Origin of the sequence: Hymenobacter sp. 5317J-9 (assembly GCF_022921075.1) — a bacterium.
Lineage (GTDB): Bacteria > Bacteroidota > Bacteroidia > Cytophagales > Hymenobacteraceae > Hymenobacter.
Window position 1 is genome coordinate 2,222,757 of sequence record NZ_CP095050.1, and the last position, 17,749, is coordinate 2,240,505.

Here is a 17,749-nt window from a genome sequence, read left to right on the forward strand (position 1 = left end):
CCGCAAAAAGCCCCGTCAATCTTTTGGCGGGGCTTTTTTGTGCGTTTCCCGGCCGGGCGTCAGGGTTTCACCCAGCGGCCTCGCCAGGGCTGGCCCGCCACGGTGGTTTCAACGAGGTAGACTCCAGCCGCCAGCTGCGGGGCTTCCAGGGACAGCGTTGCCTCGCCGGCGGGCGCGTTCGTGGTCAGTTCCAGCACCAAGCGGCCGGTCAGGTCGCGCACCTGCACGGTCAAGAGCTGTGCCTTACTCAGCGGGAGGTGCAGCACGGGCGCTTCGGCCGGGTTGGGGCTGAGAGCCAGCGGCCGGGCGGCCGGCTGGCTGGCGCGGGTGCCCAGCACGCCCAGCGTGCCGTTGTCGCTAATGGTTTGGGCATAAATACCGTCGTCGGTGCGCTGGTCGGCCCACACGTTCACCAGCTGGCCGTTGGCGAAGGGCAGGGTCGAGTAATTCAGCTTGGGGCTGGCCACGCTGCTGAGCGCAACGTTGCCGCTGCCCGTGGGAAAAGCCGATTGCCCCAAGTAATTCACCTTGGTGGCCCACAGAGCGCGGGTGGTGGCGCTGGTGTTTTCGGAGTAGGTGATGATGAGGCCGGTGCCGGTGTCGCGCAGGCTTTGGGCCGAGTAGTAGCTGGCGCTCACGCTCAGTACGGGCACGCCGTTAGGCCCCAGCTGGGCGGCGCCCGTGGCCGGGTTGAGGCGCTGCACCGTGAAGCCGGAGTTGCTTTGCGTCGTATTGAGCTCGTTCACCACGGCCCATACCTCGTTGCGGGCCGCCACGTATTGCAGCGAGCCGCCGATGCGGGCCGTGGCCGTGCCCGTCAGTAGTTCGGTGCCGGTGGGGCCCCAAGGCTGGCTGCCGTCGGCCAGGATGCGCTGGGCGTACATGTCGCCCAGCGTGGCGCTGGCCGGGTTGCCCGAGCCCAGCAGCACGTAGAAGCCGCCGCTGCCGTCGGGCACCAGCTCAGGGAAGGCCGCGAAGCCGATGGTTTTGTCGCTCACGCGTACCGGCGCGGCCCACACCGGCGCGCCCGTGGTACTAAACCGCTGGGCGAAGACCGTGGACACGCCCAGCCCACTGCCGGTTTCTTCCACGTACTGCATCACCACGTCGTCGGCCCCGAAGGCGTTGGTGGTCATGGCCACGAAGCCGGGGCGGCTGTAGCGCTTCACGGGGTCTTGCACGCGCTGCACGCCGCCCAGGGCCGTGCCCGTGGGCGAAAGCTTCTGAAACGACACCCATTTGCTGGCGTGCGCCGCATTGGCTGTGCCGCTGGAATTCCACCCAATAACCACGTTGTTGCCGAACGTGACCCCGATGCTGGGCGACAACCCGGAGGTGGCGTCGGCATCAAGCAGCGCAATGCCGTTGGCGCCCCAGAGCTGCTGCCCGGTGGGCGAAATCTTGTAGGCCACGCACTGGTTGGCGCCCGTGCGCGTGTCCTGAAACGCCAGGATGGCGTTGCCCGCGTTATCGGTTTTGAGGTCGTAGCGGTAAAGGGCGGTGCCCTGGGGCTGGTTGCTCACCAGCAGGCCGGCCGTGCCCAGCTGGGGCCGCCCGTTCACGTCGAGCAGCTGCAGGCGCATCTGGTAGTTGGTGGTGGCCACGGTCTCGAACCACGACACCCAGGTGCCGCCGTTCGGGGCCGGCGAGATGCGGGGAGTGACCTCGCCAGTGCCCGCTACGTCGCGCACGGCCAGGTTTTGCGCGGGGTTGGGGTTCCATTGCGCCCGCGCCGGCAGGGCACCGAGCGCAAGAACCAGATACGGGAGTACAAGTCGTTTCATAGAAAAGAGGGTTGGATAGAGTCAAAATAAAACTTGAATAGGTCAATATTGCTGAAAATAACGGCTTTGCCAATACGGGTGTCCCGAACCTGAAACGCGGCTTTTCTGAGACCCACAAAAAAGCCGCGCCGCAACTGAATGCGGCGCGGCTTCCGGCTGATGACAACGACGTTTACGGCTTCTCCTGCGTCACCATTTGGGTGAAGCTTTTGGCGGCGTTCGTGAACTCGGAAGGGATGAGCACCACCGTCGTGGTGTTGTTGTCGATGCCGATTTCGGAGAGCATCTGCATGCGGCGCAGCTCCAGGGCAATGGGGCTTTCCTCCATTTGCTTGGCGCCCTGCGTGAGCTTGATGCTCGCTTCCAGCTCGGCCTCGGCCTTGATGATGCGGGCGCGCTTCTCGCGAATGGCCTCGGCCTCGCGCGCCATGGCCCGCTGCATGGACTCCGGAATTTCCACGTCTTTTATTTCGACCATTTCCACGCTCACGCCCCAGTTTTCGGTGGCGGCGTCCACAATCTGCAGCAGCGCGGAGTTGATTTGCTGGCGCTCGCGCAGCACCTCGTCCAGCTGGTGCTGGCCGATGATGTTGCGCAGCGCCGTGACCGACAATTGGTAAACCGCCTGGTTGAAGTTGGCCACTTTAATGATGGCATCGGCCGGGTTCACCACCCGAAACCACAGCACGGCGTTCACCTTGATGGTCACGCTGTCCTTGGTGATGGTTTCCTGCTGCTCCAAATCCACCGTTTTGGTGCGGATATCAATGGTTTGCTGGCGTTCCAGAATCGGAATTATCCAGTACAGCCCCGGGCCGCGCGTGCCCACAAACCGGCCCAGCCGAAACACAATGGCCCGCTCGTATTCCTGCGCAATGCGCAGGCCGGAGAGGAGAACGGCGACAACGATGAGAACGATGATGAGCGGAGACATGATGATGTAAGGTTAGTGCCATGCATCTATCGCAAAACGTTATTAGGAATTACAAGTTTATCCTGTCATCATCAGGGTTGAAGTCGGCCCGTCCGTTCATCTTGCCTCTTTAAAACTTATTGAAAATTGATAACTGTCGTATCGTTGTAAAGCACAGTCCGATACATATCGTGCCAGGTTTCATCACGGAATTCCACGTTGCCTGAATTTAGCCGCACGCGGTTAGCCGTTAGTTTGACGAAACGGTAATACCGGTTTGGCAACAACTTAACGGTTCTGGTAAATGCAACCTGCTGCCGTGTTTTGACAGAGTCGCTAAAAAAAGAACCCCTGAAATCATTGCCTTTTTGGTCCCAGACAATGAAGAAAAATTCAATATCGGTTTTGCCGTCTTTCCTTGAATTGGCGTTTATTGTAACCGTTTTGTAAGGCGTAACCTCGAAATTCAGCTGATTAACGACGCCCCGACGGGCTTCTAGGCCATCGGACCCTGGAGGAGTGTTCAGGCAATACAGGTTCTCAGTGCTTTTTACTAATGCTAAATATTCTCCTTTATCGGAGGGTTCAAACGTGAGTCTATAGTGGCCCGCCGCATCGGTAAGTACCGATGTCACCGAATCGGAGCGGGTGGCGCCAAATGCCCCGTACAGGTAGCGGCGCACGGAAACGCGAACCATTCCCATTGCTTGGCCGGTGTATCTGTTTTTTACCGTTCCCTCGACTATGGTAAAAATTGGGCCATTATCGAAGTTGCAGGCCGAAACCGATAAGAGAATGGCTAAGCGGCAGAGGTAAGAACGAGTTTTATTCATAGCCAAGCTTTGTTGAAACGTGCGTTGTTGTGTTACAACATCGTTGAAAAAGTAGTGCCTTCGCTAACAAGAGTCGGTCTTACCGCCCCACCACCGGCAGCACGGCCACGCTCTCGTGCCCGGCGGCATCAACCGAGGCCACGCCGAAAATGAAATTGTCCTTGCTGATGGGCAAGTCGGCCGTGGTGTCGCTCACCGGGAAGCGCTGCTGCCACTGCGGAGCGCTGGTTTCGCGCACCAGCACCACGTAGCCGCTGGGCTTGGGGCCGGCCGCCGGCGCCTGCCAGCGCAGCTCGGTGCGGTTGGTGAGGTTGGCGGTGAGTACTTCGACCTTGGCCGGGGCGGCGGGGGCCAGCGCCAGCGCCGCCATGGTGGCGAGGTTGATGCTGGCGTTGCGGCGCAGGTAGGCGTAGTCCACGCCCTCGGGGGTGTCGCCGTAGGCGCGGCCCTTTTCGGTGCGCAGGTCCTGGTGCTGGTGGGTGAAGTCCTCGTTCATCTCGGTGAAGCGGACGGCGGCAAAGCCCTGCTGGTTGAAGGGCGTGTGGTCGCCGCCGCGCAGGAAACGGTCGGGGCGGTACTCCAGGGCCACTTTGTGGCCGCGGCCGTAGAGCTGGGCCGTGCGCTGAATGTAGCGGGCCAGCTGGCGGCTGGGCGCGTCGTTTTCGGAGCTGAGCTGGCGGCGGATGCGGGCCTGCTCGGGCGTTTCGTTGGCCGGCACACCTTCGCTGAACACCCGCACCTGCGTGGCGTCGCTGATTTCGGGGTCGAAGCCGTGCGAGTTGCCCACGATGTCGTTGTTGAGCATGGCAATCAGGTTCCAGCCTTCCTTTTTGGCGCGCTCGGCCAGGTGGCCGGAGCCGTAGAGGCCCTGCTCTTCGCCCTGCACGGCCACGAATTTGAGGGTGCAGGGGAATTTCTGGCCGGCCAGCACGCGGGCCAGCTCCATCACCAGCACGGTGCCCGAGCCGTCGTCGTTGGCGCCGGGCGCGTCGGCGGTGGCGTTCATCACGTCACTCACGCGCGAGTCGATGTGGCCGCTCACCAGAATCACGCGGGTGTCGGCGGGGTCGGTGCCGGGCAGGGTGGCCAGCACGTTGGCCATCAGCACGGGTTTGTTGATGCGGCGGCCGTCGGGCTTCACCGTGAAAGTGTCCATCTCCACGGTCATGCGACCGCCACCGGCTTTGCTGTATTTCAGGAACTCGTCGCGCACCCAGTTGCGGGCCGCGCCAATGCCACGCGTGGGGCTTTGCGTGTCGCTCAGCGTGTGCCGCGTGCCGAACGAAACCAGCTTGCGAATGTCGGCCTCCAGGTTCTTGGCCGAGATTTCATCCACCAGCTTTTGGATTTTGGGGTCGGCCGGGGGCAGGAGCGAAGCGGGCTTGGTTTGGGCCAGGGCCGCGAAGGGCGCGAGCAGGAGGAGCGAGGCGAGTTTCATGCGGGGAAGGTAGGGTGGGACATAGGAAGAAAAACAAAAAAGAACGTCATGCTGAGCGAAGTCGAAGCATCTCGCGTGCCGCAGTAATCAAGTTACTTGCGCGGTAGAGATGCTTCGACTTCGCTCAGCATGACGTTCTTCATCACCTGAGCTGAGGCTTACGCCTTCTGATAGAACGGCTCTATCGTGCGGAAATACGGGTTCACGCCTTCCTCGGAATTTGGGTCCAGCAGCATCAGGTCCACAAACTGGTAGGCATTGGTCTGGCCTTGCAGCACGGGGCCCAGGTTCTGCATGAAGCTCGGGTCGGAGTTGTTGCTGATGAAGGCCAGCAGCAGGCGCGGCACGTCGGGGTTGTCGGCGAGCTGCATCTGAGCCAGGTAGGCACTCTCGATGTGCGACTCGGTAGCGGCCCAGGCGGCAATGGCGTCGGCCACGGCCTGCGGGTACTCGGCGGGCTGGCTGAGCAGCACCTGCGCGTCGCCGCCGGCCGGCGAGAGCGGGCCGGTGAGCTGGCCCGAGAGCAGGGCGGCCAACTCGTCTTTAGGCAGCAGCTTGCCGGCGGGCGAGAAGGGATTCAGCACGCAGTCCTGGCCCTGCACCATCTGGAAAAAGGCGTGGCCGGGCAGGCGCACGTAGCTCATGGGCGGGTGCTCCATATCGCCGTCGGTGAGGCGCGGCACGGAGGAGAAGATGGGCAGCTTGCCGTCGTTGAGCACCTGCAGCTGGATTTCCTGGCCTTCGTTGAGCACCACTTCGCCGGGCTCCATACCGTCGGTTGGGGCCAGAATCATCAGGATTTCTTCCTGCAGCAGGGCTTGGTAGAAGGCGGGGCGGGCGTTTTCGTCGGTAGCAGCCAGCAGCAGGAGCTGCTCGAGCACGTTCTCGGGCTCGAAGGGCAGCGGCATCGGCTCCGGAATTTGATACACGGGGGCGGGGGCCACGGGCTCTACGGGGGCCACGAACTTGGAGCCCTGGTAGCGCGGCCCGGAGGCGGATTTGTCGGCGGGTGCGCCGGCCGGGGAGCCGGTGGAAGCGGGAGTGGCCGGGGTGTCGGCGGGTTTATTTTTCAGGAAGTCAAACAGGCCCATATCGGATAAGAATGCAAGTGAATTGGGGTGCAATCTACGGCGAAAAACGGGTTTGGCAGGGGCGAAATGCGGGCAGAAATGGATTTGCTTCCACAAAAAAGTGCGTCATGCTGAGCAGAGTCGAAGCATCTCTACCGCGTCACCTGTCATCCTGAGCGCAGCGAAGGACCTTCTCACGATAGAAACCATCCAATCGTGAGAAGGTCCTTCGCTGCGCTCAGGATGACAGGCGTTTTGATTACTGCCCCGCGGGAGATGCTTCGGCTGCGCGCAGCATGACCGTCCTGCGTTTTTGCATTTCCCGCTACTGCGCCCGGCAGGCCTCCAATTGCTGCTCCACTTCCCGGATGGTGCGGGGCGAAGCGCTGTTGCCCCAGTGCGTCTCGATGAAATTCAGCAGGTTGGTGAGCTGGGCGGGGCTCAGGGCTTTGTTGCCGGGCATCACGTTGTGGTAGCCCACGCCGTTGACGACGATGACCTCGTTCTGGCCCTGGCGCAGCAGGCAAGGCAGCTCGGCGCGGTGGTCCACTAGGTAGTCGGCCCCGGCCAGGGGCGGAATCAGACGGCCCAGACCCTGGCCCTGCTCGCCGTGGCAGCCCGCGCAGTGCTGGGCATACAGCTTCTCGCCCTGGTGGCGGTTGTTGCTAAAGCAGCTTTGTTGGAGCAGCGCCGCCAGCAGGGCCAGCGCCGCGCCCAGCGCGCTGGCCGGCCGGGCAAGGGCCGGCCTCATTTCCGGGCCACGCCGGGCTGGCGGCTGTCGATTTCGGCCAGCAACACGGGCAGCTCCACCAGCAGGCGGTCCACTTCTTTGGGATTGAGGCTGTCGTAGAGGCCGCGCACGTGGCCCTGGTCATCCACGAGGGCGAAGGTGCCGTTGTGGGCGAAACCGCCCGGGGCCTGCTTGTCGGGCAGCGCGGCCGTGAAGTAGGCCTGGGCCAGCTGGAACACGGTGTCGCGGGCGGTGGGCTCGCCGTGGGCGCCGGTGGTGGCAAAGTGCCAGTTGCGGGCCGTGCCCACGCCCAGGCGCTCGGCGTAGTCGCGCAGCACCGGAATGGAGTCGTGGGCCGGGTCGATGGTGTGCGAGAGGAACGCCAGCCGCTTATCCTGGCCAAATTTCTTGTACACTTTCAGCATCTCGGCCTGCATTTTGGGGCAGATGCCGGGACAAGTGGCGAAGAAGAAATCGGCCACGTAGGCCCGGCCGGCGAAGCTTTGGTTGGTGAGCACCTGGCCGAACTGGTCGGTGAGGCGGAAGGCGGGCACGGTGGCAAACACGGTGTCGGCCGGGCCGCCGTCGGCGCGGGGGCGCACGTCGCGCTCGCCCATGATGGGCAGCTTAGCAGCTTCTTTGGGCGCCTCGGTGCAGGCGGTGAGGAGGGCAGCCGCCAGGGCAGGCAGCAACAGCAGGCGTTTCAACATGCGGAGGGTTAGTTAGAAGCGGGGGCCACGTCGCCGGCGGCGGGGTGCTCGGTGGTGAAGCGCCGGGCCGAGTCGAGCGTGGCGCGGTATTGCCGGCTCACGCCCGCCAATATTTCTTGCTGCTGGCGGAAGTAGGTCACGCGGGCGGCCGGGGCGGCCGTGGTGTCGGGGGCTTTGTAGTTGTGCATCCAGTCCATCATGGCCGCATCGGCGGCCAGCAGGCCGTGGATGTAGGGCGCGGCGGCTTCGGTGTGGTAGCCCGAGAGCTTGGCCTTGTACTCGTACAGCTTGCTGGTTTCGGCCATCAGCGAGTCGTGGCGGTTCATGAGGGCCATTTCGGCGGCCGAGGCGTCGGAGGGGGCGCCGTTTTCGCCAATGGGGCGGTTGGGCGAGGAGCAGGCCGCAGCCAGGGCCACCAGCGCCAGCGGGAGGACGTTTTTCAAGGAAATATTCACGGGGCAAAGGTACGGCCGGCGGGCGTGTCGGCAGGATGAAGCCTGACTGCTACCAGGCGGCAGCGGAAAGAAGATGAACGTGGCAGTTGAGCGAAAAGTGAACGGAAAGAACGAAGTGACAAAAATCAAACCCACGGCCTGACCGGTTTACCAAGTCATTGCGTAGAGCCAGCAGGCACTGCCTGCTATCAACCAACTACGCTCCGTTTCGCTTTATGAAAACTCGCCAACTGGGCCGCTCCGGCCTCACTGTTTCGGCCCTCGGCTTGGGCTGCATGGGCATGTCCGACTTCTACGCCGGCCAGGACGATGCCGAAAGCATCCGCACCCTGCACCGCGCCCGCGACCTGGGCGTCACCTTCTTCGACACGGCCGACATGTACGGCCCTTTCAAAAACGAAGAGCTGCTGGGCCAGGCCTTCAAGGGTCAGCGCGGCGGCATCGTGCTGGCTACCAAGTTCGGCATTCAGCGCGACCCCAACGACCCCACCAAGCGCGGCATCAACGGCCGGCCCGAGTACGTGAAAGCCGCCTGCGAAGCCAGCCTCAAGCGCCTCGGTACCGACTACATCGACCTTTATTACCAGCACCGCGTCGACCCGAACACGCCCATTGAAGAAACCGTGGGTGCCATGAGCCGGCTGGTGGAAGAAGGCAAGGTGCGCTACCTGGGCCTGAGCGAGGCTGCCCCGGCCACGGTGCGCCGGGCCGTGGCCATTCACCCCATTGCCGCCTTGCAAACGGAATATTCGCTGTGGAGCCGCGAGCCGGAAGACGAGATTCTGCCCGCCATGCGCGAGCTGGGCGTGGGCTTCGTGCCGTACTCGCCGCTGGGCCGCGGTTTCCTCACCGGCCAAATCAAAAAGTTTGAAGACCTGGCCGAAGACGACTACCGCCGCCACACGCCCCGCTTCCAGGGCGAAAACTTTCAGAAAAACCTTGACCTGGTGGCTCGCATCAACGAGCTGGCCCGCCAGAAGCGCTGCTCAGCTGGCCAGCTGGCCCTGGCCTGGGTGCTGGCGCAGGGCGACGACGTGGTGCCCATTCCCGGTACCAAGCGCGTGAAATACCTGGAAGAAAACCTGGGCGCGCTGGAAGTGCAGCTGACCAAAGACGAGCTGGCCCAACTCGACGAGATTGCGCCCCAGGGCAAAGCCGCCGGCCTGCGCTACCCGGCCGCCATGATGGGCTCGGTGAACGGGTAGGGCAGGAGCCACGCAGCGGAAGGAGGGGCGGCCGTAACTTTACGGAGCCCCAACTTTCGCTGCGCATATGGTCGTTTCTACCCCACGATGGTTCTCTGATTTTGCTGCATTCTGGCGCACTGTGCTATTGTGTGCGGCAGTACTGCTGGCGGTAGCCGCCCGGGTGGCCGCCCAGACGCCCGCCAAGCTGTGGGACAAAACCTACGGCGGCAACGGCTCGGAAGGGCCGGGCCGGATGTACCCCACCGCCGACGGCGGCTACGTGGTGGCCGGCTCGTCGACCTCGGGCATTTCGGGCGACAAAAGCCAAGCCTCGCGCGGAGGCTCCGACTATTGGGTGATAAAGATTGACGCCCAAGGCACCAAGCAATGGGACCGCACCTTCGGCGGCAACCGGGACGACATCTTGCGCAGCCTGCAACAAACGGCCGATGGCGGCTACTCGGACTCGGGCGTGTCCGGCGACCGCACCGTGCCCAGCCAGCCGGGCCTGGGCGGTTTGTTTGCCACCGATTACTGGGTGGTAAAACTCGATGCGCAAGGCAACAAGCAATGGGACCGCGCCTACGGCGGCGATGACGCCGACCTCTTCGAGGTGTTGCTCCAGACTGCCGACGGCGGCTATTTGTTCGGGGGCAAATCTTACTCGGGGGTGTCAGGAGTGAAAAGTGAAGCCAACCTTGGGGTGGGCGACTATTGGGTGGTGAAAACCGATGCCCAGGGCAACAAGCAGTGGGACCGCACCTTTGGCGGCAATTCCGATGATGCCCTCACCTGCCTGCACCAGAACCCCGACGGTACGTACCTGCTGGGCGGCTACTCATTCTCGCCAGCGTCGGGCAACCGCACCCAGCCCAGCCGGGGCAGCAACGACTACTGGCTGATAAAGCTCGACGCCCAGGGCAACCGCCTGTGGGAGCGCGCCATCGGCGGCAACAACAGCGACTTGCTCCAAAGCCTCTACCAAACCCAGGACGGTGGCTACATTCTGGCCGGCTCTTCCGATTCGGACGCTTCGGGCGAGAAAAGCCAAGGCCACTACGGCAACAACAGCGGCTACAACTACGACTACTGGGTGGTGAAAACTGACGCCGCCGGCGCCGTGCAGTGGGAGCACACCTACGGCGGCGCGGCCATCGAAAACGCCAACGTGGTGCGCCCAACCCGGGACGGCGGCTACGTGGTGGGCGGCGTGTCGTCGTCGGGTGTGTCGTTCGACAAAACCCAGCCCAATCAGGGCGACGGCGGTGGGTACGACATGGACTACTGGGTACTAAAAATCAGCGCAAACGGCACCAAGCAATGGGACCGTTCGTATGGCGGCAATAGCAACGACTACCTCTACAGCCTGGCCCAGACCACCGATGGCGGCTACCTGCTGTCGGGCTACTCCGGGTCGGGCCTGTCCAGTGATAAAACCCAGTCTACCGCCGGCATCAGCGACTTTTGGCTTATCCGGCTGGGGCCGGTGGCCGCCCCCGTGGCGCCGCCCGTCACCATCAGCGGCGACTCGGTGCTGTGCCCGGGCCGCAGCGTCACGCTAGTCGCCGCGGCCTCGCCGGCGCCTACGGCCTACCGCTGGAACACCGGCGCCACCACGGCCAGCATCACGGTGGCGCAGGCGGGCCTCTATTCCGTCACGGCTACCTTCAGCACCGGCCTCAGCAGCACGCGGCAGTTTCGGGTGCTTGCGAATGCCGCGCCCCCGGTGCCTTCTTTCACCCTCGGGGCCGACACCACGCTGTGCGAAGGAGCAGCCCTGGTGCTACGAGCGCCCGGTCCAGCCAGTTCCGGTCTCAGCTACCGCTGGTCCGATGGGTCGTCGGGGCCCACGCTGCTGGTACAGCAGCCCGGTACCTACTCGCTGGAAATCAGCTCGGCCTGCGAGACCCGCACGGCCCGCCGCACCGTGACGGCTGCTTCCTGCCTCCTCATTCCCACCATCATCACGCCCAACGGCGACCAGCAAAACGAGCATTTTGTGGTGAAGGGAATGGGCGCGGCGGCCTGGTCGCTCGACGTTTACAACCGCTGGGGCCGGAAGGTGTACACCACAGCCAAGTACAGTAACGACTGGGGCAGCGGCGCCGCGCCGGGCATGTACTACTACGTGCTGCGCTTGGCGGCATCGGCCCGCGTCTACAAGGGCTGGTTTGAAGTAGTGCTGTAACGGCCCGCTTCCTTACTAGGAGGGCAGCAAGTCAATCCAGCCGTCTTCGCTTACCACCACGGCCAGCATGGGGTACTTGCTGCTGTTGGCGTAGCGCAGGGCCGAGTTGAAGCGCGCCCCGCGCGAAGAGTCACCCTTGTCGGTGGCCAGCCCGTCGAGAATGGCGCCGATGGCGTGGCACATGCCATTGGGCTCGATGAGCACGGCCCCGTCGATGTTGGTGACGAGTCGCAGCACCGAGGGCGTCATGATGCGCGGCACCACCCGGAAGCACTGCCGCGTGAGGCGATGGGCCTCCTGCGCCGCTCCGGCCGAGATGACCAGAATAGTCCCCGTGGGCTGTGTGCTGGCCTTCTGGGCGAGGTCCCAGAGGTAGTCGGTGCTATCAGCGTCGAGACTCGGAAACACAATGCGCACAATGCGGGCAAAGTTGTCGGCGGCCACGCGGCCCTGGGGCAGGCGCGGCGTGTTGCTCACCACGCGCATGAGGATATGGCCGGCGTGGCTCATTTCCCAGCTGTAGTGGTTGGTGAAATGCACCGTCACCAGGGGCTCGTACTGCGCATCCGACTCCGGCACCAGCTGGCCCAGGCCGAACACGTGGGAGGCGTCCGAAATTAGGGCGGTGTGGCCCTCGCTCAGCTCCAGCAGCTTCCGGATGGAGCGGTGGTCGCGCATGGGCACGGGCGTTTCCAGGGTGAGCACGGGCACGATGGCCGGGTGCAGGCGCCGGCTCACCAGCATGGTGCCGATGCCTTCGTCGCCCTCGTGGCGCAGAGCGGCCACGCCGTTGCAGGCATCATACAGGCCGTGGGTGCCGGCGGGGGCCACGCGCAGCATCAGCCGGCGGCCGGCCGAGCGCAGCAGCTCGTTGTAGTCGCGGTCGAGCACGGGCTGGTCGTTGTCGGCCGTGTCGGCTTCGCGCAGGGCGCGGGCGCAGTCGTGCAGAAACTCTACCACCGTAGCGTGGGGCAGGTTGGCGGGGCGCGCGCTGCTGGCTTTGGGCAAGGAATAGTAGCCCTCGTAGCAGTCGGCCGACAGCTGGAGCACCACCGTCACGAGGTAGCCCTGCAGGCTCACCGGCACCGAACAGAAGGAGCGGCGGTTTTCGTGCCGGCTGCGGGTGAGCTCGTGCAGCGTGGTTTCGGTGGCGCGGCACATCAGCTCGTACCAGTGCTGCTTCTCAAACCGGTCGTGGTCGTTGGGGTGCAGGTGGTACACCGAGCCTTGCGGGCCGGCGTCGGCCTCCAGGGCAGCGGCGTTGGTTTTGACGCGGCAAAAATCCTGCGGCTGGTAGCGCGCCGTGGGCGGCTCCACCACCACGGCATCGGGCTCGTCGGCCTCCTTGGCCGAGGCAAACCCAAGCAGAAAAATTTCCGGCCGCAGGTTGCGGTCGAGCAAGTTAAATACCCCCTCGGCAAAGAGTTGGGCCGAAACGCGAAACAGACTTTGGTGTTCCCACATGGGCAGATTCAAGACGGCCGGGCCTCGCTGCGGCCCCGACTTCAGGCCGAACTACGGAAAAAACGCGCGGATAGTGGTAGAACGAAACAAAATTCCTCTTTTAAGGCTTCACCTCCCGTTCAGAAATTCGTATCTTCGAGCTAGAGCCGGCGCAGTTGCCGGCACCTCCCACCGTCCTTTCCTCACCCCTGGCCTATGCCTTTCCTCGACATGCTTCTGGTGATGGCGGTGGCCATTTCCTTCATCCCCATCCTCACCGGCTACTGCGCCCAGAGCCGGGGTCGCTCGTTCTGGCTGTGGTTTGCGCTGGGGTGGTTGCTGCCGCTGGCGTCCTTCTTCCTGCTTTTTGCCCTCATTGCCCGCGAAGAACTGAACCCCGGCCGCCGGCTGCTCGGCGAAGCCCGCCAGATTTTGCGCGAAGCCGAAGAGAAGGCCAAAGCGCTGGCCAGGGAGTAAAAAAATAAACCGGGTGTTAAAATTCGGAGCGCCGCAGGTTATTCTGCTTGCAGCCGCTTCGCAATGCCCCGCGCCACCCATGCCCCGGTGCTGAAGCAGCCCTGCAGCAGGTAGCCGCCCGTGGGCGCCTCCCAGTCCAGCATTTCGCCGGCCACGTAGGTGCCCGGCCGCTGCCGCAGCATCAGAAACTCATCCACCGCTGCAAGGCCAATTCCGCCGGCCGTGGAAATGGCCTCGTCGAGCGGCCGCAGGCCGGCCACGGGCAGCGGCACCGCAGTGAGCAGGGCCGCCAACGCCTCGGCAGAATAAGTGGCCACTTCCGGCGCCGTTTCGCGCAGCAGCGTGGGCACCGGGGCCCCGAGATTCAGGGCTTTGCGCAGAAAGTCGGGCAGCGAGGTGCCGCTACGCCGCTGTTGGAGTTTGTCCAGCAAGGTGGCCTCCGGCAGGTCGGGCTTCAGGTTCAGATACAGCGTGGCTTGCCCTGCCGCCAGGGCTTGCCGAACCTGCGGCGTGAGGGCATACACGGGCGTGCCCTCGATGCCGTACTCGGTCAGCATGGCCTCGCCGCGCACCGGCGGGCCATCGTTCACCCGCAGGCTGATGTTTTTGAGCGGCGCGCGACCAATTTTCTGCTTAAAGAAGTCCGACCAGCGCACTTCCGCGCCGCAGTTGGCCGGGGCGAAGGGCGTGATGGGCACGCCAACCTCCTGCAGCAGCGGCACCCACGCACCATCGGAGCCGGTTTTGGCCCAGCTGGCGCCGCCCAGGGCCAGCACGGTGGCAGCGGGCTCCAGCGTGGTTTCCTGGCCGGTGGTTTCGTCGCGCAGGCGCAGGTCGTGGGCGCCCGCAAAGCCCAGCCAGCGGTGCCGGGTGTGCAGCTCCACGCCCAGCTCCCGCAGCCGATTCAGCCAGGTCCGCAGCAGGTCGGCGGGCTTGTGCGCCGCCACCGGGAAGATGCGCCCGCTGGTGCCCACGAAGGTTTCGATGCCCAAATCGGCGGCCCAGGCGCGCAGGTCTTCGGGCGAAAAGTGGGCCAGCAATTCCCGAAACCGGGCCGCTTCGGCGCCGTAGCGCCCGGCAAAGCGGGCAAGTTCTTCGGCGTTGCTCAGGTTGAAGCCGCCGTGGCCGGCTACCAGAAATTTGCGCCCCGCGGTGGCCTGGGCCTCGAATACCCGCACGCGCAGCCCGGCTTCGGCCAGGCGCTGGGCGGCCATGAGGCCTGCCGGCCCGCCCCCGATTACGACAACTTCGCCGCGGTGCTGGTGCATACAGAAAGAAGGTTAAAAAGGCCCGGGCGCAGCCCCGAAACGGGCCGCCAAGTTACGGCCAAGGGGCGCAGGGGCTTAACCCCGCCACCTTCTTGCCCGTTAGCAAGCTCCTCTATGGGACCTTATACCATCCTTATCGGCCTGAGCCTGGCCGTGCTGCTTTCCTACATATTCGACCTGGCTGCGCGGGCCACCAAGGTGCCGTCGGTGCTGCTGCTGCTGCTCTCCGGCATTGCTCTGAGCCAGGCTGCCGCCTACTGGGGAGGCGTGCCGGTGGCCGTGCCGCCGGTGCTGCTGCAGCTTTTCGGCATCGTGGGCCTCATTCTGATTGTGCTGGAAGGTTCCCTCGACCTGCGTCTCACCCGCGACAAGGCCCCGCTCATCCGGCGCTCGTTTCTGGCGGCGGTGCTCATTATGGGGGTGCAGGTGGCGGCCATTGCGGCGCTGCTGCACTTTTATGTAGGGGCCCGCTGGCAAAGCTGCCTGCTCAACGCCGTGCCGCTGGCTGTGGTGAGCAGCGCTGTGGCCATTCCCAGCGTGGCCGGCCTGGGCGGCGAGAAGCAGGAGTTCATCGTGTACGAAAGCACGTTTTCCGACATCGTGGGCATCATGATGTTTAATTTCATTTTGCAGGACGACTTTGCCCAGGGCTGGTCCGTCATCACGTTCGGGCGCGACGTGCTGGCCGTGGTGGTGGTGGCCGTGCTCAGCACGGCGCTGCTGGCCTGGCTGCTGGGGCGGCTGCGCTCGCACGTCAAGTTTTTCCTGCTGTTTGCGTTTTTGGTGCTCATCTACAGCCTCGCCAAGCAGTTGCACCTTTCGTCGCTGGTGCTGGTGCTGGCCTTTGGCCTGGCCGTCAACAACGCCGACCAGTTGCTGCACCACCCGCTGCTGCGCCGCTTTCTGCACCCCGAGCAGCTGGCCCGCGAGCTGCACCAGCTCAAAAGCATCACCGCCGAGTCGGCTTTTCTTATTCGCACGTTCTTCTTTTTGCTGTTCGGCTACTCCATCACCCTGAGCCATTTGGCCAACGTGACCCTGCTGCTGCAAGGGGCCCTCATCGTGGGGGTGCTCACGCTGGTGCGCTACGTGTACCTGCGCTACGTGGCGCGCACCGACCTGGTGCCCGAGCTGTTCATTGCCCCCAAGGGGCTGATTTCGGTACTGTTATTCTACAGCATACCAACCCGCTTTCTGATTGGCGAGGTGAGCGAAAACATCCTCTTCGTGGTCATCCTGCTCACCGGCCTGCTCATGATGGTAGGCCTGCAGCTGGCGCGTAAAACCCCGGAACTAGGCGAGTATTGAACGGTAGCGGCCACCGGCTACGCCTCGCTTTCCTGAATGAGCTGGCGCCGGTAGCGGGCCAGAATATCGGTTTTGACGATAAAGCCCAGGTAGCGACCGTCTTCCTCGCACACGGGCAGGGCCCAGAATTCGTGGCGGTCTAGCAGGCTCAGGGTGTGCTCTAGGTCGTCGTTGGGGCCCACCACGGCGGGGCGGGTTTCATCAGCTCGCGCACGCGGGTGGTGGCGTAGTGCGCGTCGTCGAACAGCGCGTCGCGCACCGAGTTCAAACTCACCACGCCCAATAAGCGCCCGCCGGCCGCCACCACCGGAAACAAGTCGCGCGACGAGTGCCGGAAAATGTCGACCAGTTCGCCCAGCGACGTGCTGGGCCGCACAGGAATGAAGTCGGTTTTCAGCAGTTGGCGCGGGTCGAGTTGGGCCAGCAGGCCCCGGTCCTTGTTGGCGTACACGTCCACTCCCCGCGCCGTGAGCTTGCGGGTATACACCGAATAGGGCTCGAAGTATTTGGTGATGAGGTAAGAAGAGCTGCTCACCAGCATCAGCGGCACAAACAGCGCGTAGCCGCCCGTGATTTCGGCAATGAGGAAGATGGCCGTGAGCGGCGCGTGAATGACGCCCGCCAGCGTGCCCGCCATGCCGAGCACCACAAAGTGCACTTCCGGAATGTGCACCAGCCCGCTCAGGTTGATGATGCGGGCAAAAAAGAACCCGCCCAGCGCCCCCGCAAACAGCGACGAGCCAAACATGCCGCCGTTGCCGCCGCTACCCACCGTGATGCTGGTGGCCACTACCTTCAGCAGCATGCTGAACAGCACCAGTACCAGTAGCAGCCAGGGGTTATTGTCTTGGTAAACCGAGAAAATGCTGCCGTCGGTGATGTGCTCGGGGTGGCCGCGCAGCAGCAGCTCCACGGTGTTGTAGCCCTCGCCGTAGAGGGTCGGAAACAGAAAAATGAGCCCGCCCAACGTGAGGCCACCCAGCGCCACCTTGCTCCAGCGCAACCCCGGCCAGCGCTCAAAAAAATGTTCGGACCAGTGGTAGGTCCGAATCATATACACCGAAAAAAAGGCCGTAAACAAGCCCAGCAGCACGTAAAACGGCACCGCGTCGACGGGCCAGCTGGTGGTGATGAGCACAAACGGCTGGCCCGCATACAGCGCCTTCGACACCACCGTGGCCGTGGCCGACGAAATCAACAGCGGGATGAAATACTGCGCCGGCAGCTCCAGCAAAATGGTTTCGACCGCAAACAGCACCCCGGCAATGGGGAGTTGAAGATGGCCGCCACGCCCGCCGCCGCGCCGCAGCCCGTGAGCAGGCGCCGCCGCCGCCGGTCCAGGTGCAGCACCCGGCCGGCGTTGGAGCCCAGGGCCGAGCCCGTGACGGAAATGGGCGCCTCGGTACCCGCCGAGCCACCGAACGTGACCGTCAGAAAAGCCGTCACCAGCTGCGAGTAGAGCTTGGAGCGCGGCACCACGCTGCCCTCGCGGGCCGTGTTGTAGATGATGGGACCAATGCCCCTCCCTAACTGCCCGCCCAGAAAAAACTTGGTGAACAGCACCGTGAGCGCAATGCCCACCACCGGGTAGATGGACAGCGCAAACACCCGGCTGGGCTCCGAAATGCCGTTTTGCAGCATGGCCTGGCCCCAGCGCACCGACGTTTTGAGGAGCACCGCCGCCAAGCCCGCCGCCCCGCCCACCAGCACGCTCAGAATAAGCATGTACATCCGCTCGCTGATGTGGCGGGCCCGCCAAACCAGCAGCGGGCGCAACAGTCGGTGAACGGCGTGGTGGGGCATAAGCGAGAGCGGGAAGTCAACGCAATAGCATCAACGCAAAAAAAATGCCGACAGATGAGATGAACGTGAATCCACCCATCCGCGGGTTTTGACAACGCGCCGATAGCGGCTATCATTGCCAAGCCCTCCTCAAGATTCGGCC

General features: G+C 63.9%; 17 protein-coding genes. 4 read left to right on the forward strand and 13 right to left on the reverse strand.

The features are described 5' to 3' along the window. Window positions 1–59: 59 nt before the first annotated feature. From MUN81_RS09230 to MUN81_RS09265, 8 genes are all read right to left on the reverse strand, one after another. A complete protein-coding gene (locus tag MUN81_RS09230; protein ID WP_245117011.1) occupies window positions 60–1,784 on the reverse strand; it encodes a T9SS type A sorting domain-containing protein in 1,725 nt (574 codons plus the stop codon). A gap of 172 nt (window positions 1,785–1,956) precedes the next feature. Beyond that, window positions 1,957–2,718: a slipin family protein gene (locus MUN81_RS09235; protein ID WP_245117012.1), complete on the reverse strand. Its 762-nt coding sequence runs from the start codon at window positions 2,716–2,718 to the stop codon at window positions 1,957–1,959. Between the two features lie 116 nt (window positions 2,719–2,834). Beyond that, entirely contained in the window at window positions 2,835–3,530 is a 696-nt protein-coding gene (locus tag MUN81_RS09240; RefSeq protein ID WP_245117013.1) for a hypothetical protein, read from the reverse strand. Between the two features lie 79 nt (window positions 3,531–3,609). Then, window positions 3,610–4,968, reverse strand: a complete 1,359-nt coding sequence (locus MUN81_RS09245; protein ID WP_245117014.1) for a M20/M25/M40 family metallo-hydrolase — start codon at window positions 4,966–4,968, stop codon at window positions 3,610–3,612. Between the two features lie 158 nt (window positions 4,969–5,126). Further along, window positions 5,127–6,059 carry an enhanced serine sensitivity protein SseB C-terminal domain-containing protein gene (locus tag MUN81_RS09250; protein WP_245117015.1) on the reverse strand — a complete coding sequence of 311 codons (933 nt, stop codon included), beginning with the start codon at window positions 6,057–6,059 and terminating at the stop codon, window positions 5,127–5,129. A 304-nt stretch (window positions 6,060–6,363) separates the two neighbouring features. Continuing rightward, window positions 6,364–6,789, reverse strand: a complete 426-nt coding sequence (locus MUN81_RS09255; protein WP_245117016.1) for a cytochrome c — start codon at window positions 6,787–6,789, stop codon at window positions 6,364–6,366. After that, a complete protein-coding gene (locus MUN81_RS09260; protein WP_245117017.1) occupies window positions 6,786–7,478 on the reverse strand; it encodes an SCO family protein in 693 nt (230 codons plus the stop codon). The genes MUN81_RS09255 and MUN81_RS09260 overlap by 4 nt, the downstream gene beginning before the upstream one ends. A gap of 8 nt (window positions 7,479–7,486) precedes the next feature. After that, on the reverse strand, window positions 7,487–7,933 hold the full coding sequence (locus MUN81_RS09265; protein WP_245117018.1) for a hypothetical protein: 447 nt from the start codon (window positions 7,931–7,933) through the stop codon (window positions 7,487–7,489). A 215-nt stretch (window positions 7,934–8,148) separates the two neighbouring features. Here MUN81_RS09265 and MUN81_RS09270 point away from each other — a divergent pair, with 215 nt between their 5' ends. Both MUN81_RS09270 and MUN81_RS09275 read left to right on the forward strand, forming a co-directional pair. After that, window positions 8,149–9,138 (forward strand): aldo/keto reductase, encoded by a 990-nt coding sequence (locus MUN81_RS09270; protein WP_245117019.1) that lies wholly within the window; start codon window positions 8,149–8,151, stop codon window positions 9,136–9,138. A gap of 67 nt (window positions 9,139–9,205) precedes the next feature. Further along, window positions 9,206–11,308 (forward strand): gliding motility-associated C-terminal domain-containing protein, encoded by a 2,103-nt coding sequence (locus MUN81_RS09275; protein WP_245117020.1) that lies wholly within the window; start codon window positions 9,206–9,208, stop codon window positions 11,306–11,308. Window positions 11,309–11,323: 15 nt separating this feature from the next. Here the strand turns inward: MUN81_RS09275 and MUN81_RS09280 are convergent, their stop codons facing one another. Beyond that, window positions 11,324–12,772 (reverse strand): diadenylate cyclase, encoded by a 1,449-nt coding sequence (locus tag MUN81_RS09280; protein WP_245117021.1) that lies wholly within the window; start codon window positions 12,770–12,772, stop codon window positions 11,324–11,326. 195 nt (window positions 12,773–12,967) lie between these two features. Between MUN81_RS09280 and MUN81_RS09285 the strand changes: the two genes are divergently transcribed. Further along, window positions 12,968–13,228, forward strand: a complete 261-nt coding sequence (locus tag MUN81_RS09285; protein WP_245117022.1) for a hypothetical protein — start codon at window positions 12,968–12,970, stop codon at window positions 13,226–13,228. 38 nt (window positions 13,229–13,266) lie between these two features. Here the strand turns inward: MUN81_RS09285 and MUN81_RS09290 are convergent, their stop codons facing one another. Then, entirely contained in the window at window positions 13,267–14,496 is a 1,230-nt protein-coding gene (locus MUN81_RS09290; protein WP_245117023.1) for a TIGR03862 family flavoprotein, read from the reverse strand. Window positions 14,497–14,610: 114 nt separating this feature from the next. On the opposite strand from MUN81_RS09290, the gene MUN81_RS09295 reads away from it, so the two are divergent. After that, window positions 14,611–15,804, forward strand: coding sequence for a sodium:proton antiporter (locus MUN81_RS09295; RefSeq protein ID WP_245117024.1), 1,194 nt, complete (start codon window positions 14,611–14,613; stop codon window positions 15,802–15,804). Window positions 15,805–15,821: 17 nt separating this feature from the next. Here MUN81_RS09295 and MUN81_RS09300 read toward each other — a convergent pair whose 3' ends face one another. The 3 genes from MUN81_RS09300 to MUN81_RS09310 are packed head-to-tail and all read right to left on the reverse strand — an operon-like array spanning window position 15,822 to window position 17,607. Beyond that, on the reverse strand, window positions 15,822–15,989 hold the full coding sequence (locus MUN81_RS09300) for a CBS domain-containing protein (RefSeq protein ID WP_245117025.1): 168 nt from the start codon (window positions 15,987–15,989) through the stop codon (window positions 15,822–15,824). Next, window positions 15,965–17,062, reverse strand: coding sequence for a chloride channel protein (locus MUN81_RS09305; protein ID WP_245117026.1), 1,098 nt, complete (start codon window positions 17,060–17,062; stop codon window positions 15,965–15,967). The genes MUN81_RS09300 and MUN81_RS09305 overlap by 25 nt, the downstream gene beginning before the upstream one ends. Further along, complete coding sequence (locus MUN81_RS09310) at window positions 16,999–17,607, reverse strand: chloride channel protein (protein ID WP_245117027.1); 609 nt, start codon at window positions 17,605–17,607, stop codon at window positions 16,999–17,001. The genes MUN81_RS09305 and MUN81_RS09310 overlap by 64 nt, the downstream gene beginning before the upstream one ends. Window positions 17,608–17,749 lie beyond the last annotated feature (142 nt).

Coding starts and splice junctions, on each gene's coding strand:
- MUN81_RS09235 (WP_245117012.1), bottom strand. CDS start 2,718: ATGTCTCCGCTCATCATCGTTCTCATCGTTGTCGCCGTTCTCCTCTCC.
- MUN81_RS09260 (WP_245117017.1), bottom strand. CDS start 7,478: ATGTTGAAACGCCTGCTGTTGCTGCCTGCCCTGGCGGCTGCCCTCCTC.
- MUN81_RS09280 (WP_245117021.1), bottom strand. CDS start 12,772: ATGTGGGAACACCAAAGTCTGTTTCGCGTTTCGGCCCAACTCTTTGCC.
- MUN81_RS09240 (WP_245117013.1), bottom strand. CDS start 3,530: ATGAATAAAACTCGTTCTTACCTCTGCCGCTTAGCCATTCTCTTATCG.
- MUN81_RS09285 (WP_245117022.1), top strand. CDS start 12,968: ATGCCTTTCCTCGACATGCTTCTGGTGATGGCGGTGGCCATTTCCTTC.
- MUN81_RS09290 (WP_245117023.1), bottom strand. CDS start 14,496: ATGCACCAGCACCGCGGCGAAGTTGTCGTAATCGGGGGCGGGCCGGCA.
- MUN81_RS09250 (WP_245117015.1), bottom strand. CDS start 6,059: ATGGGCCTGTTTGACTTCCTGAAAAATAAACCCGCCGACACCCCGGCC.
- MUN81_RS09310 (WP_245117027.1), bottom strand. CDS start 17,607: ATGCCCCACCACGCCGTTCACCGACTGTTGCGCCCGCTGCTGGTTTGG.
- MUN81_RS09275 (WP_245117020.1), top strand. CDS start 9,206: ATGGTCGTTTCTACCCCACGATGGTTCTCTGATTTTGCTGCATTCTGG.
- MUN81_RS09270 (WP_245117019.1), top strand. CDS start 8,149: ATGAAAACTCGCCAACTGGGCCGCTCCGGCCTCACTGTTTCGGCCCTC.
- MUN81_RS09230 (WP_245117011.1), bottom strand. CDS start 1,784: ATGAAACGACTTGTACTCCCGTATCTGGTTCTTGCGCTCGGTGCCCTG.
- MUN81_RS09255 (WP_245117016.1), bottom strand. CDS start 6,789: ATGAGGCCGGCCCTTGCCCGGCCGGCCAGCGCGCTGGGCGCGGCGCTG.
- MUN81_RS09245 (WP_245117014.1), bottom strand. CDS start 4,968: ATGAAACTCGCCTCGCTCCTCCTGCTCGCGCCCTTCGCGGCCCTGGCC.
- MUN81_RS09295 (WP_245117024.1), top strand. CDS start 14,611: ATGGGACCTTATACCATCCTTATCGGCCTGAGCCTGGCCGTGCTGCTT.